The 14,741-nt window shown below is 61.5% G+C and carries 11 protein-coding genes; all 11 read left to right on the forward strand.

Going from position 1 to position 14,741, the window contains the following annotated elements; translation table 11 throughout:
• The first annotated feature begins 31 nt into the window (after positions 1-31).
• The 11 genes from AC3ITY_RS00645 (at position 32) to AC3ITY_RS00695 (ending at position 14,723) form a co-directional block, all read left to right on the forward strand.
• Positions 32-2,188, forward strand: coding sequence for a type I secretion system permease/ATPase (locus tag AC3ITY_RS00645; RefSeq protein ID WP_489307073.1), 2,157 nt, complete (start codon positions 32-34; stop codon positions 2,186-2,188).
• On the forward strand, positions 2,178-3,542 hold the full coding sequence (locus tag AC3ITY_RS00650; RefSeq protein ID WP_489307075.1) for an HlyD family type I secretion periplasmic adaptor subunit: 1,365 nt from the start codon (positions 2,178-2,180) through the stop codon (positions 3,540-3,542). The genes AC3ITY_RS00645 and AC3ITY_RS00650 overlap by 11 nt, the downstream gene beginning before the upstream one ends.
• A 370-nt stretch (positions 3,543-3,912) precedes the next feature.
• Positions 3,913-4,809 carry a TauD/TfdA dioxygenase family protein gene (locus AC3ITY_RS00655; protein WP_489307076.1) on the forward strand — a complete coding sequence of 299 codons (897 nt, stop codon included), beginning with the start codon at positions 3,913-3,915 and terminating at the stop codon, positions 4,807-4,809.
• Between the two features lie 18 nt (positions 4,810-4,827).
• A complete protein-coding gene (locus tag AC3ITY_RS00660; RefSeq protein ID WP_489307077.1) occupies positions 4,828-5,853 on the forward strand; it encodes an ABC transporter substrate-binding protein in 1,026 nt (341 codons plus the stop codon).
• A 5-nt stretch (positions 5,854-5,858) separates the two neighbouring features.
• The gene (locus tag AC3ITY_RS00665) at positions 5,859-6,719 is read left to right on the forward strand and encodes an ABC transporter ATP-binding protein (RefSeq protein ID WP_489307079.1); all 861 of its coding nucleotides are present in this window, start codon (positions 5,859-5,861) and stop codon (positions 6,717-6,719) included.
• 21 nt (positions 6,720-6,740) lie between these two features.
• Positions 6,741-7,607 (forward strand): ABC transporter permease, encoded by an 867-nt coding sequence (locus AC3ITY_RS00670; RefSeq protein WP_489307081.1) that lies wholly within the window; start codon positions 6,741-6,743, stop codon positions 7,605-7,607.
• A 52-nt stretch (positions 7,608-7,659) separates the two neighbouring features.
• Positions 7,660-8,580 (forward strand): LysR family transcriptional regulator, encoded by a 921-nt coding sequence (locus tag AC3ITY_RS00675; RefSeq protein ID WP_489307083.1) that lies wholly within the window; start codon positions 7,660-7,662, stop codon positions 8,578-8,580.
• A gap of 232 nt (positions 8,581-8,812) precedes the next feature.
• Positions 8,813-10,345 carry an MFS transporter gene (locus AC3ITY_RS00680; protein WP_489307084.1) on the forward strand — a complete coding sequence of 511 codons (1,533 nt, stop codon included), beginning with the start codon at positions 8,813-8,815 and terminating at the stop codon, positions 10,343-10,345.
• Between the two features lie 26 nt (positions 10,346-10,371).
• Complete coding sequence (locus tag AC3ITY_RS00685; protein ID WP_489307086.1) at positions 10,372-11,442, forward strand: HlyD family secretion protein; 1,071 nt, start codon at positions 10,372-10,374, stop codon at positions 11,440-11,442.
• On the forward strand, positions 11,439-13,022 hold the full coding sequence (locus AC3ITY_RS00690; protein ID WP_489307088.1) for an efflux transporter outer membrane subunit: 1,584 nt from the start codon (positions 11,439-11,441) through the stop codon (positions 13,020-13,022). Before AC3ITY_RS00685 ends, AC3ITY_RS00690 begins: the two co-directional genes overlap by 4 nt.
• A 117-nt stretch (positions 13,023-13,139) precedes the next feature.
• Positions 13,140-14,723: a glycosyltransferase family 39 protein gene (locus AC3ITY_RS00695; protein WP_489307090.1), complete on the forward strand. Its 1,584-nt coding sequence runs from the start codon at positions 13,140-13,142 to the stop codon at positions 14,721-14,723.
• Positions 14,724-14,741 lie beyond the last annotated feature (18 nt).

A 14,741-nucleotide genomic window follows, 5' to 3' on the forward strand; every position in this document is an offset into this window, starting at 1 on the left:
ATTATTCAATTGTTAGCCAAGAGTGCCGAGCGTGGAATCAGAAGTCAGTCGGGGTCAACTCATTCATGATCCGCGCGCGTTGCATGACGATCCGCTGCTGGATGGTCTGCTCGCTCTTTGCATGCTGCACCAGAAGCCTGCCAGCGCGGCAATGCTGACCACCGGCCTGCCGCTGCCCGAGCAGCGCTTGAGTGTCGAGTTGCTGCCACGTGCGGCAGCTCGCGCGGGGCTGCAAGGTCGGGTGCTGCAACGCAAGCTGGAGGATATTCCGGCGATTGCGATGCCGGCATTGCTGCTGCTCAAGGACGGTCGCAGTGCCGTCCTGCTTGGCTGGCAAGGCGAAGATAAGCTACGGGTGCTGCTCAGCGAAAGCGATGGCGGCGAGTCCCTGGTCAGCCGTGAGCTGCTGGCCGACGACTACACCGGCAGGGTCTTTTTCGCCCAGCCGCAGCACAAATTCGACGTCAACCACGGCACGCTGATTCCGCGTGCGCGCTCGTGGTTCCGCGACACTCTCAAGCGTTCGCGCTGGTTGTATGTCGACGCCATCGCCGCCAGTTTCCTGATCAACATCATTGCCATGGCCGCGCCGTTGTTCGTGATGAACGTCTACGACCGCGTCGTGCCGAACCAGGCCGAAGCGACGCTCTGGGTGCTAGCACTCGGCATCACGGGTGCCTACCTCTTCGACCTGATCCTGAAAAGCCTGCGCAGCCTGTGCCTGGATCTGGCCGGCAAGAAAACCGACCTGATCATCTCGGCCACGCTGTTCGAGCGCATCGTCGGCATGGCCATGAAATACCGGCCCGCGCGGGTCGGCAGCTTTGCCCAGAACATCCATGAGTTCCAGAACCTGCGCGACTTCCTCGCCTCGCTGACCCTCACCAGCCTGATCGACCTGCCGTTCACCCTCCTGATTTTCATCGTCATCGCGATCCTCGGCGGGCATCTGGTGTGGATACCGGTGCTGGCATTTCCGATTGCCCTGGCCATCGGCTACGCCTTGCAGAAACCCCTGGTAGCGACCATGGAGCGGACCATGGCGCTGGGGGCCGAGCGTCAGTCGAGCCTGATCGAAACTCTGGCCGGCCTGGATGCGGTGAAGGTCAACAACGCCGAAAGCGAACGCCAGTATCAGTGGGAGCAGACCATCGGTACCCTCAGTCGTCTTGAATTGCGGGTGAAAATGCTCTCCGGCCTGGCGATGAATATCACCTTGCTGATCCAGCAACTGGCCGGGGTGATCATGATCGTCTTCGGCGTGTACCAGATCATCGACGGTCACCTGAGCATGGGCGGCCTGATTGCCTGTTACATGCTCAGCGGCCGTGCGCTTAGCCCGCTGGCGTCCCTGTCCGGTCTGCTGACCCGCTATCAGCAGGCGCGGGTGACCATGACCTCGGTCGACCAGATGATGGAGTTGCCCCAGGAGCGCAATTTCGAAGAGCGTCCGCTCAGCCGCAAGGTGCTACAGGGCGGCATTGAGTGCCGCCAGCTCAACTTCACCTACCCGCAACAGCAGAACCTGGCGCTGAAGAATATCAACCTGTCGATTCGTCCCGGCGAGAAGGTCGGCATCATTGGCCGAAGCGGCTCGGGCAAGAGCTCGCTGGCGAAACTGCTGGTGGGGCTGTATCAGCCGGATGACGGCGCGCTGTTGGTCGATGGTGTGGATATCCGCCAGATCGACGTCAGCGAGCTGCGCTACAACATCGGCTACGTGCCTCAGGACATCCAGTTACTCGCTGGCACCTTGCGCGACAACCTGGTTTCCGGCGCGCGGTATGTCGAGGACGAACTGGTGCTGCAAGCCGCAGAACTGGCCGGCGTCCACGAATATGCGCGCCTGCATCCGCAGGGTTATGAGCTGCAAGTCGGCGAGCGCGGGCAGAACCTCTCCGGCGGTCAGCGGCAAAACGTCGCCCTGGCCCGTGCGTTATTGCTCAACCCGCCGATCCTGCTGCTCGACGAGCCGACCAGTGCCATGGATAACACCGGCGAAGAACGCCTCAAGCAGCGCCTGGCAGCGGTGATCGAAAACAAGACCATGGTGCTGGTGACGCACCGGGCATCGCTGTTGTCGCTGGTGGAGCGGCTGATCGTGATCGACCGCGGGCAGATACTCGCCGACGGTCCGAAAGCCGCGGTGATGGAAGCGTTGAAGAAGGGGCAGATCAGTGTTGCTTAAGTCGGGTAAGGATTCGATCCGTCGCTACTTCAAAGGCTCTGCTTCGCTTCAGGGTCAGCCGCTGCCTGAGGTCAACAAGGCGCTGATCGAGGATGCACCACGTGTGGTGCGGCTGACAATCTGGGCGATTATCGCTTTCTTTGTGTTCCTGATGCTCTGGGCCAATTTCGCGGTGATCGACGAAGTGACCAAGGGCGACGGCAAGGCGATCCCATCGTCGAAGATCCAGAAAATCCAGAACCTTGAAGGCGGTATCGTTGCCGAGCTGTTCGTCAAGGAAGGCCAGATCGTCGAGGCTGGCGCACCGCTGATTCGCCTGGACGACACTCGATTTGCTTCGAACGTTGGCGAAACCGAGGCCGATCGGCTGTCGATGCTGCTGCGGGTCGAACGCCTGAGCGCCGAGGTCGAAGATCGCCCGCTGAACTTCCCCGAGGATGTGCTCAAGGCCGTGCCGGGTCAGGCCAAGAGCGAAGAATCGCTCTATGTAAGCCGCCGCCAACAGTTGCACGACGAGATTGGCGGCTTGCAGGAGCAGCTGATCCAGCGCCAGCAAGAGCTGCGCGAATTCACGTCCAAGCAGGCGCAGTATCGCCAGCAATTGGGCTTCCAGCGTCAGGAAATCAGCATGTCTGAGCCATTGGTGGCCCAGGGCGCGGTATCGCCGGTGGAAGTCTTGCGCCTAAGGCGTGCCGAAGCGGAGACCCGTGGTCAGCTCGACGCCACCACCCTGGCCATTCCGCGTGCCGAATCGGCAATCAAGGAAGTGCAGCGCAAGGTCGATGAAACCCGCGGCAAGTTCCGTAGCGAAGCCCTGACCCAACTCAACGAAGCACGCACCGACCTGAACAAGGCCCAGGCCACCGGCAAGGCCCTGGAAGACCGGGTCAGCCGTACGCTGGTCACTTCGCCAGTGCGGGGCATCGTCAACAAGTTGCTGGTCAATACTATCGGCGGGGTTATCCAGCCGGGCAGCGACCTGGTGGAAATCGTGCCGCTGGACGACACCTTGCTGGTCGAGGCGAAGATCCGCCCGCAGGACATCGCGTTCCTGCATCCGGGGCAGGAAGCGACGGTGAAATTCACCGCCTATGACTACACCATCTACGGCGGGTTGAAGGCCAGGCTGGAGCAGATCGGCGCCGATACCATCACCGATGAAGACAAGAAAACCACCTACTACATCATCAAGCTGCGCACCGACCGCAGCCACTTGGGTACCGATGAAAAGCCATTGCTGATCATTCCGGGGATGGTGGCTTCCGTGGACATCATCACCGGCAAGAAGACCGTCCTCAGCTACCTGCTCAAGCCAATCATCCGCGCGCGGGCCGAGGCGCTGCACGAGCGCTAGATCTTCAGTGGCCTTTCTGGCCTCATCGCTGGCAAGCCAGCTCCCACAGGGTTCTCTGCTGGAACACAAATATGTGCCCGACACAAAAACCTGTGGGAGCGGGCTTGCCCGCGATGGCGTCAGTGAAATCGCCACATTACGCTCAGAAGTGACACAAATCGTCACTCACCACCCCGTCCATTCCTCACCATCCGCCATATCGTTATTCATTAACGGTATTTAATTTACAATTCTTATAGCTTTAAAGTCACTCGCCTGCGTACCTGCCGACCAATCGGCGCGCCGCACGACCTGAACCAACACGCAATCCAGCGTGAGTTTCTGATCGACGTGCGCGCCCGTGAGCGCGCCGTGCGTGGGAGATTGAAAGATGTCCGCAGCTACTGCCACCCCAAGCGCCGCGACTGCCGCGCCGCAAACCTTCGAAATTCGCCCGTTCAGCGGTGCCGTCGGTGCCGAAATCATCGGCCTGGACCTGACCCGCCCGGTCAACGACCAGGACTTCGCCCGCATTCACCGCGCGCACCTGGATCATCACGTAGTGGTGTTCCGCGACCAGCGCATAACCCCCGAACAGCACATCGATTTCAGCCGCCGTTTTGGTGTGTTGCAGATCCACGTGCTCAAGCAGTTTCTGCTGGCGAACCATCCGGAAATCCTCATCGTTTCCAACATCGTCGAGAATGGCCAGAACATCGGCCTCGGCGACGCCGGCAAGTTCTGGCATTCCGATCTCTCCTACAAAGAACTGCCGAGTCTGGGTTCGATGCTGCATGCCCAGGAGCTGCCGTCCGAGGGCGGCGACACGCTGTTCGCCGATATGCATAAAGCCTGGGACAGCCTGCCCGACGCGCTGCGCAAAGCGGTGGAAGGTCGCTCGGCGGCGCATTCCTACACGGCGCGTTACAGCGAGACCAAATTCGAAGGCAACTGGCGCCCGACCCTGACCCCTGAGCAACTCGCCCAGGTCGCCGAAGTGGTGCACCCGGTCGTGCGTACCCACCCGGAAAACGGCCGCAAGGCGTTGTTCGTCAGCGAGGGGTTCACCACCCGCATCGTTGGCCTGCCGGAGGACGAGAGCCAGCAACTGCTGACCGAGCTCTATGCCCACAGCGTGTTGCCGCAAAACATCTATCGCCATCAATGGCAGGCCCATGACCTGGTGTTCTGGGACAACCGTTCGCTGATCCACCTCGCCGCCGGATGCCCCAGCCATCTGCGCCGCAAGCTGTATCGCACCACCATCCAGGGCGACGCGCCTTTCTGATTTGTCGGAGATCTGATCATGTCCAAACGTCTTCCATTCGCACCGCTGGCCGCCGCCATCGGCCTGGGTTTCAGCCTGATCGCCAGCAGCCTGGTGGCGCCGACCGTGGCCCACGCCGAAGGTGAAATCCGCATCGCCGAACAGTTCGGCATCGTTTACCTGCTGCTCAATGTGGTGCGCGATCAGAACCTGATCGAGAAGTACGGCAAGCAGGAAGGTATCGACATCAAGGTTGACTGGACCCAGCTCTCCGGCGGTGCAGCGGTCAACGATGCGTTGCTGTCGGGCTCGATCGACATTGCCGGCGCCGGTGTCGGCCCGCTGCTGACCATCTGGGATCGCACCCACGGTAAGCAGAACGTAAAAGCCGTGGCTTCCCTCGGCAACTTTCCGTACTACTTGGTGAGCAATAATCCCAAGGTCAAAACCATCGCCGACTTCACCGAGAAGGACCGCATCGCGGTGCCGGCGGTGGGCGTGTCCGTGCAGTCGCGCTTCCTGCAATATGCGGCGGCCAAACAGTGGGGTGACAAGGACTTCAATCGCCTCGACAAATACACCATCGCCGTTCCACATCCTGATGCCACGGCTGCGCTGGTGGCCGGCGGCACCGAGTTGAGCGGGCACTTTTCCAACCCGCCGTTCCAGGATCAGGAACTGGCCAATCCTAACGTGCACGTGGTGCTGAACACCTATGACCTGCTCGGTCCGAACTCGCCGACGGTGCTGTTCGCTACCGAGAAATTCCGCGACGAGAACCCGAAAACCTACAAGGCATTCATTGATGCGCTGACCGAAGCGGCGCAATTCGCGCAGAACGATAAAGGCGCTGCAGCCGATACTTACATCCGCGTTACCAAAGCCAAGATCGACCGCGCCGCGTTGCTGAAAATCATCGACAACCCACAGTTCGAATTCAGCGTCACGCCGAAAAACACTTACCCGTTGGCCGAGTTCCTTTACCGCGTCGGCGCGATCAAAAACAAACCGGATTCGTGGAAGGATTACTTCTTCCAGGACGCCAAGCCGTTGCAAGGGAGCTGACCGAAATGAACGCCCCTTTGCAAGGCCACACGGTCAGCAAACCGATCGCGGCAGCCCAGGCGCTGCTGTCGGTCGATAACGTCAGCCTCGAATACCGCACACCGCAGCGGGTGGTGCGGGCAACCCATCAAGTCAGTTTCGAGATCGATCCGGCGGACCGCTTTGTCCTGCTCGGGCCGTCCGGCTGCGGCAAGTCGACATTGCTCAAAGCCGCCGCCGGATTCATCCAGCCCGTGGAAGGCGAGATCCGTCTGCAAGGCCAGCGCGTCGATGCGCCGGGACCGGACCGGATCGTGGTGTTTCAGGAGTTCGATCAACTGCCGCCGTGGAAAACCGTGAAGCAGAACGTGATGTTTCCGCTGCTGGCCTCGAAAACCCTCAAGCGCAGGGAGGCTGAAGAGCGGGCGCTGCACTATCTGGAAAAGGTCGGCCTGGCGGCGTTTGCCGATGCTTATCCGCACACCTTGTCCGGTGGCATGAAGGCGCGAGTAGCCATTGCCCGGGCGCTGGCGATGCAGCCGAAAATCCTGTTGATGGATGAACCCTTCGCCGCCCTCGATGCCCTGACCCGACGCAAGATGCAGGAAGAATTATTGCTGCTCTGGGAGGAAGTGCGTTTCACGCTGCTGTTCGTCACGCACTCCATCGAAGAGGCGCTGGTGGTGGGCAATCGCATTCTGTTGTTGTCACCCCATCCGGGCCGGGTGAGGGCGGAAGTCCACAGCCATCAATACGATTTGCACAGCCTCGGCGGTGTGACGTTTCAGGAATCGGCACGGCGTATTCATCGGTTGTTGTTCGATGAAAGCCAATCACCTCAAGCCGAGCATGAACTGGATTTCGCCGACATCCGCATCGCTTATTGAGCCAGTTGAGAGGAGGGCCCGATGAGCCATTTATCATCCCCGCGTGAAGAGTTCGAAACGGTTTTGCAGCCACTGACCAGCGTGCCGCTGGAGCGCGAGTTACCCCTCGGCCAACGACTGTGGCAGCAAGGTTGGCTGCGCAAAAGCCTGATCCTGATTTTGCTCGCAGTGCTGTGGGAAGCTGTTGCCCGGTATCAAAACAACGACCTGCTACTGCCGAGTTTTGTGCAAACCGCACACGCCTTGTATGACGGCCTGCTCAGCGGTGAATTGCTGGGCAAGGTGTGGATTTCCCTGGTGGTGTTGCTCAAGGGCTATCTGATCGGCATCGTCCTGGCGTTTGCCCTGACCACGCTGGCGGTGTCGACGCAATTAGGTCGCGATCTGCTCAGTACCCTGACCTCGATGTTCAACCCCTTGCCGGCCATCGCCCTGCTGCCTCTGGCGCTGCTTTGGTTTGGATTAGGCCAGAACAGCCTGATTTTCGTGCTGGTGCATTCGGTGCTCTGGGCGCTGGCGCTGAACACTTACGCCGGGTTCCTCGGCGTCTCGGAAACCCTGCGCATGGCCGGGCGCAACTACGGCCTCAAGGGCATGCGTTTCGTGCTGTTCATCCTGATTCCGGCGGCACTGCCGTCAATCCTCGCCGGGCTGAAAATCGGCTGGGCGTTCGCCTGGCGTACGTTGATTGCGGCTGAGTTGGTGTTCGGTGCGACCAGTGGCAAGGGCGGGTTGGGCTGGTACATCTTTCAGAATCGCAATGAGCTGTATACGGATAAGGTGTTTGCCGGGTTGGCGGTGGTGATTCTGATTGGGTTGCTGGTGGAGAATCTGGTGTTTGATTCCTTGGAGCGGGTGACGGTGAAACGCTGGGGGATGGTTCGGTGATGTTTGCTAGCATTGCGTCTGAGTCAATCCTGATCAGACACGAGTACTCGCAATGCAATTGCCAGACATGAACCTGTTGGTCGCCCTCGACGCCTTGCTCGACGAGGGCAGTGTGGTGGGCGCCGCGCGGCGGATGAACCTGAGTCCGGCGGCCATGAGCCGGACGTTGACGCGCATCCGCGAAGCCATTGGCGATCCGATTTTGGTGCGCGCCGGGCGTGGCCTGGTGCCGACCCCCAAGGCGCTGGAATTGCGCGAGCAGGTGCGCAGTGTGGTGGAGCAGGCCGGGTTGCTGTTTCGTTCGGCCGATGCGGTGGAGCTGAGTTCGCTGCGGCGGCGTTTCAGTATTCGGGCCAACGACTTCTTTGTCGGCGTCTACGGCGGCAAGCTGTTCGACACCCTTGACCGGCAGGCGCCGCACTGCGAATTGCGTTTCGTCCCGGAAGGCGATGGCGATGATGAGGCGTTGCGCGAAGGGCGGATCGATCTGAGCATCAGCAACACCCGGCCGCTGACGCCGGAAGTGAAGATTCAGAACCTGTTTTCCACCCACTTCGTTGGTTTGGTGCGCGAGGATCATCCGCTGCTGGAAGAAGAGATCACGGCAGAGCGCTATGCCGGTTATTCCCATATCAGCATGTCCCGGCGTGGCATTGCCCGGGGTCCGATCGATACCGCGCTCAATGCCTTGGGGCTGGAGCGGCGGGTGGCGGTGATCGCGCCGAGCTTTCATGCGGCGATGTTTGCCTTGCCCGATTCCGACCTGATTCTGCCGGTGCCCAAAGAGGCGCTGCTGAGCGTGCGACGGCTCGGTCTGAAGCTGCGCTCGTTCGACCTGCCGATCCCGTTGCCGACCCTGATGCTGACCCAGGCCTGGCACCCGCGTTTCGACAAGGATCCGGCCCACCGCTGGCTGCGGGAAACGCTCAAGGCGTGTTGCGATGAGACGTGGCTGGCCGCGCAGCCGGACTGAGGTGAACGCAAAACCCTGTGGGAGCGAGCCTGCTCGCGAAGGCGTTGGTTCAGTCGGCATCAATGTTGAGTGATAAACCGCATTCGTCGGAACGCCGCCCGGAGCAGGCTCGCTCCCACAGAGGCCTCTCATCATTGCGTCTGGCGCACTTATAACCTGCCAATAAGTTGATTTTCGTCAGGCATCACGCTTCCTAGAATGCTTCGGTCTTTCCACGCCGGAGCTTGCATACATGACTTCCCTCACGGCCCCGGCACCCGTCGCTGCGGCCAGTACGGCAGCCGCTCCACCCGTCTTCGGCCCTCGAATCATCATCGGCCTGATTGGCGTATTGCTGGCGGTGCTGGTGTCGGGCCTGAACGAGATGGTGACCAAAGTCGCCCTGGCCGACATCCGTGGTGCGTTGGCCATCGGCTACGACGAAGGCACCTGGCTGGTCGCCTGTTACACCGCGACTTCCGTGGCGGCCATGGCCTTCGCGCCGTGGTGTGCGGTGACGTTCTCGTTGCGGCGTTTCACCCTGTGCGCCATCGGCCTGTTCACCCTGCTGGGTGTGTTGTGCCCCTTCGCCCCAAATTACGAAAGCCTGTTGTTGCTGCGCACCCTGCAAGGCCTGGCGGGCGGTGCATTGCCACCCATGCTGATGACCGTGGCCCTGCGGTTTTTGCCCGCCAATGTGAAGTTGTATGGCCTGGCCGGTTATGCCCTGACGGCGACGTTCGGTCCGGGCCTGGGCACGCCGTTGGCCGGGTTGTGGACCGAGTATGTCGGCTGGCAATGGACCTTCTGGCAAATCATCGCGCCGTGCCTGATTGCCGCGGCCGCAGTGGCGTATGGCTTACCCCAGGACCCCCTGCGTCTGGAGCGCTTCAAGTCCTTCAACTGGCGCGGTGTTCTGCTGGGTTTTCCCGCCATCTGCATGCTGGTGATCGGCATCCTGCAGGGCAATCGCCTGGACTGGTTCGAGTCGAACCTGATCTGCGGATTGCTCGGTGGCGGGCTGTTGCTACTGGTGCTGTTTTTGAGCGGCGAGTGGTCGCAGCCGATTCCGTTTTTCAAGATGCAGATGCTCGGTATCCGCAATCTGTCCTTCGCCCTGTTGACCCTGGCGGGCGTGCTGGTGGTGTTGCAGGCGGTGATCATTATTCCGTCCAGCTACCTGGCGCAGGTCCAGGGTTATCGCCCGGTGCAGACTGCGCCGATCATGCTGCTGGCGGCGCTGCCGCAATTGATTGCGCTGCCGTTGGTGGCGGCGCTGTGCAACTTTCGCTGGGTCGATTGCCGCTGGGTGTTGGGCATCGGCCTGAGCATGCTGGCGCTGTCGTGCGTCGGCGGCTCGCAACTGACCTCCGCGTGGATTCGCGATGATTTCTATGTGCTGCAATGGCTGCAGATTTTCGGTCAGCCCATGGCGGTGTTGCCGCTGCTGATGCTGTCCACCGGCAGCATCAACCCGATGGAGGGGCCGTTTGCATCGGCCTGGTTCAACACCGTCAAAGGCCTGTCGGCGGTCATCGCCACCGGGGTGATCGAGTCGTTGACCACGGCACGCCTGCATTTTCACTCGACCATGCTGGTCGATCGCCTCGGCAACTCGCCGCTGGCCGAGCGCGACAGCGCAAGCCTCGCTCATCGTCTGCATGAGCAAGCGGTGGTGCTCACTTCCTCTGATCTTTACCTGTGCATGGCCGGTATCGCCGTGACCTTGATCCTGCTGATTTTCTGGCTGCCGACGCGGATCTTTCCGCCGCGCGCACCGACCTGAATGCTCCACTGATACAGAAGGTTTTTATGAACACTCAAGCAAAGCAGAAAGTCGCGGTTGCCGTGGCCGCCGCATTGGCCGCCGGCGTGTTGCTGTACTTGGCGATGCCCGGCCTGTTCGGCAAGCGTACCCAGCAGAACACCAACGATGCTTATGTCTCGGCGGATTTCACCCTGGTCGTGCCTCGCGTTGCCGGGTTTATCAAGCAAGTGCTGGTTGAGGACAACCAGCAGGTCAAGGCCGGGCAGTTGTTGGCGCTGATCGATGACCGGGATTTACGCGCAGCCGCCGAGGCCGCCGATGCCGAAACGCTGGTGGCCAGGGCGCAACTGCAAAACGCCCGGGCGACCCTCGAGCGCCAGGCGTCGGTGATTGCCCAGGCGCAATCCTCGGTGGTCTCGGCCAAGGCGGAAATGGCCTTTGCCGAGCATGAATTGAACCGCTACAACCACCTCGCCGGGGTGGGCGCCGGCACGGTGCAAAATGCGCAACAGGCGCAAACGCGCATCGACCAGGCTTCGGCACGATTGGCCAATGCCAAGGCGGTACTGGCGGCGGAACGCAAGCAGGTGGAGATCCTCACCGCCCAGCGCGATGCAGCCGAAGGGGGACTGAAACGGGCGCAAGCGAAGCTGGAAATGGCCAGCTACGAGTTGTCCTATACGAGGATCGTCGCGCCACAGGATGGCATGGTCGGCGAACGCGCGGTGCGGGTCGGCGCCTACGTTACGCCGGGCAGCAAAATCCTCGCAGTAGTGCCGCTGGCGCAGGCTTACGTGATGGCCAATTTCCAGGAAACCCAACTGACGGATGTGCAGCCGGGGCAGGCTGTACAGGTGCGCGTCGACAGTCTGGGCGGTGCGGCATTGAACGGTCGTGTCGAAAGCATTGCACCGGCCACCGGGGTGACGTTCGCCGCGGTCAAACCGGACAACGCCACCGGCAACTTCACCAAGGTGGTGCAGCGGATACCGGTGAAGATTGTGCTGGAGCCGGGACAGTCGCTGGCCGAGCGTTTGCGGGTGGGGATGTCGGTGGAGGCGAGTATCGATACCGGCAGCAATGCGTTGTCTGCGCGTGAGGTGACTCAGCGATGAGCGTGGGTAAGTCCCCATCCATGTGGCGAGGGAGCTTGCCCCCGCTGGGCAGCGAAGCGGACCCGAAATCGACGAGCGCTACGCACTCGAACGGGACGGTGCGGCGATCCGACAAGCTCCCTCGCCACAGGTACTGCATTCAGGCACTCGCTATCGGGCTGGGTTTGCTGTCATTGAGCGGCTGCACCGTCGGCCCGGACTTCCAGAAGCCTGAGGAACAGCCAATCGCCGAATGGTCGAAACCATCAAAGGCAGCCGCCAGCCAGGCTGTCACCGAAACGATGGCCGAGCGCTGGTGGGAAGTGTTCCACGACCCGAAACTCTCGGCCCTGAGCCAGCGTGCCCTGACCGACAACCTCGACCTGAAGCTGGCCGGCAGCCGCTTGCAGCAAAGTCGTGCAGTGCGTCAGGTCATCACCGCCGAGCGTTACCCCAACACGGCCGCCAGCGGCCGTTACGGACGCAATCGCAACAGCGGTGAAGGCTTGAACGACCCGTCAGGACACAACGGCCAATCCGCCTTCAACCTGTGGGATGCCGGCTTTTCCGCCTCCTGGGAGCTGGATTTCTGGGGCCGCGTGCGGCGGGAAACCGAAGCCGCCGACGCCAACCTGGAAGTCGCCGAGAACGACCGACGCGGCGTGCTGCTGTCGGTGCTGGCTGAAACCGCCCAGGACTACATTCAGTTGCGCGGTGTGCAGAACACCCGGCTCGTCACCGAGCAGAATCTCGACGTCGCCCGCCATAGCCTGAAACTTTCGCAACTGCGTCTGGCCGACGGCGTCGCGACGGACCTGGATGTCGCCGAAGCCGCCGCACAGGTGGCGGCCATCGAATCGCGCCTGCCCGCATTGGAGCAGCGCCAGTGGCAACTGATTAACGCCTTGAGTCTGTTGATGGGCGAACCGCCCCAGGCATTGGCGGCGGAGTTATCCACAGACGCACCAGTGCCACAAACGCCGCGTCAGGTCGCCATTGGCTTGCCCTCGCAACTGGCTGAACGTCGGCCGGACATTCGCCAGGCCGAAGCACGGCTGCATGCCGCCACTGCCAGCATTGGCGTGGCCAAGGGCGATTTCTATCCGCGAATCACCCTGTCGGGGAACATCGGTTCCCAGGCCATGCAACTGAGCGATTTCGGCTCCTGGGGTTCGCGTTCGTTCGGGATCGGCCCGCAATTGAGCTTGCCGTTGTTCGACGGAGGCCGCTTGCGGGGCGTGCTCGAGTTGCGTGAAGCACAACAACAGGAAGCCGCTATCGCCTATCAGCAAACCGTGCTGCGCGCCTGGCATGAAATCGATGACCAACTGACCGCCTACAACGCCAGCCAGTTGCGTCGCGACAGCCTGGCCGAAGCCGTGCGCCAGAACCGCATTGCTCTGGACACCGCGCAACAACAGTACGTTGAGGGTGTGGTGGATTTCGTCACCGTACTCACCGTGCAAGGGGCGTTGCTGGCGACGCAGGAGCAGTGGGTCGAGAGCTCGACCGGCGTGTCGCTGGCGGCCGTCGGGTTGTACAAGGCGTTGGGTGGCGGTTGGGAGTCGGTGTATCCGTTGGCTGAGACGGCGCAGCGCTGACGGTGCAGCCGCCGGCTATCGCTTCATTATCGGGTCAGCATCGACGTTGCTCGGCTTGAAGGGCTAAAGTGATGCGCAAACAATCTGGCTCTTCACTCAACGTCGCAAGGGGAGGCAATGGAGGCGCGCAGAGAAACGCCGATGGGCGACACTCAGGGACCGCACGCCAATCCTGGTTTCGCCAGGGGCGCGCAACCGTTGATCCGCTGGGCGCGAGAGTATTGGCTAGTGCCGATTCTGGTATTGGCCGCGCTAGTGCGCTTTTACGATCTGACCGCTGCCGCGATTTGGGGCGACGAAGGTTCCAGCCTGCTGCTGGCCCGTTATTCATTACCTGACATCTGGTTGCACGCCGCCTACGACGTGCACCCGCCGCTGTACTTCATGTTGCTGCACGGCTGGATCGCGATGTTTGGCGACGGCATATTGTCGATCCGCTGCCTCAGTGCCCTGCCGGGGATTGCCTCGGTCGGGCTCGGTGTGTGGCTGGTCGATCGGCTCGCCACCCGCCGTGCCGCGATCTTCGCCGGCGTCCTGCTGGCCCTGCTGCCCACGGCGGTGCGCTACAGCCAGGAAGTGCGAATGTATTCGCTGCTGGGGCTGTGGTTGCTGGGGGCAACCATTGCGCTGGTGTACTGGATCCGCAAGCCGCAGCGCCGGCGCTATCTGGTGATCTATGTCGTGCTGATGAGCGCGGCGTTTTACACCCATTACTTCACGGCCCTGTGCGTGCTCTGCCATTGGTTGTACCTGGGGATCATCCGCGTGCAGCCGGGGCATCGTCTGCGGCACATCCAGCGGGGTGACTGGTGGCTGGCCAATGTGGCTATCGTGGCGCTGTATCTGCCGTGGCTGCCGGGGTTCGTCGACCTGCTACGGCACCTGGACCAACTGAAGGCCAATGGCGATGTTGGCTGGGAACTGCCCGTCAGCCTGGATTCCTTACCGTCGATGGTCTGGTCGTTGCTGACCCAGGACGACGGAGAAACCCTGCCTCCCCTGGTATTTATTGCCTTGCCGCTGGCCTTGCCGTTGTTGGTGTGGGTGGCGCTGGCACGTGATCGAAGCGTGTTCCGCGGCAGTGCGTTGCTCGCGGTCTTCACCTTTGTCCCGATGCTGCTGGTGTTTGCGGTGTCGTTTTTTTCGCCGATATTCATCGAGCGCTATCTCACCGCGTATGCCCTTGGCCTGCCGCTGTTGGCGGCATTGGCAATCGACCGCTTGTACTCCGGTTCCCGGGTGCTGGCCCTGACGGTGCTGGTCCTGTTTGTCGGTGTTGAACTGGTGGGCCTGAAAAACAACGCGACGGTGGACGTCCATGATCAGGTCAACGTCCTGGTGGAAGACGTCAATCTGCATTTTCAGCCGGGGGACCGGATCGTTACCAGTGACATGCTCTGGTACTTGAGTTACGTCTACTACAACCGCACCAGTACCCAGCCCCTGCTCTACACCCCGCCACGGGCCGATGGCACTTCGAGCCGGCCGAACGACTATGGTTTCGGTACCTTGACGATGCCAGACGTGTATCTGGACCACTTGAGCGACCTGCCAAAGGGCACGGGACGAACCTGGCTGATCAGTACCGCCGACGTACCTGACGAGTTCGCACCGTTGCCGGTGCAATGGCATATCGCTCGTCAGATGAAGGCCGGTGGTGTTGCCGCGAGGTTGTACCTGTCCGGCAATACCGGACAATGAGTGGCGTCATCGCAACTT

This window comes from Pseudomonas sp. GL_091 (assembly GCF_057837725.1).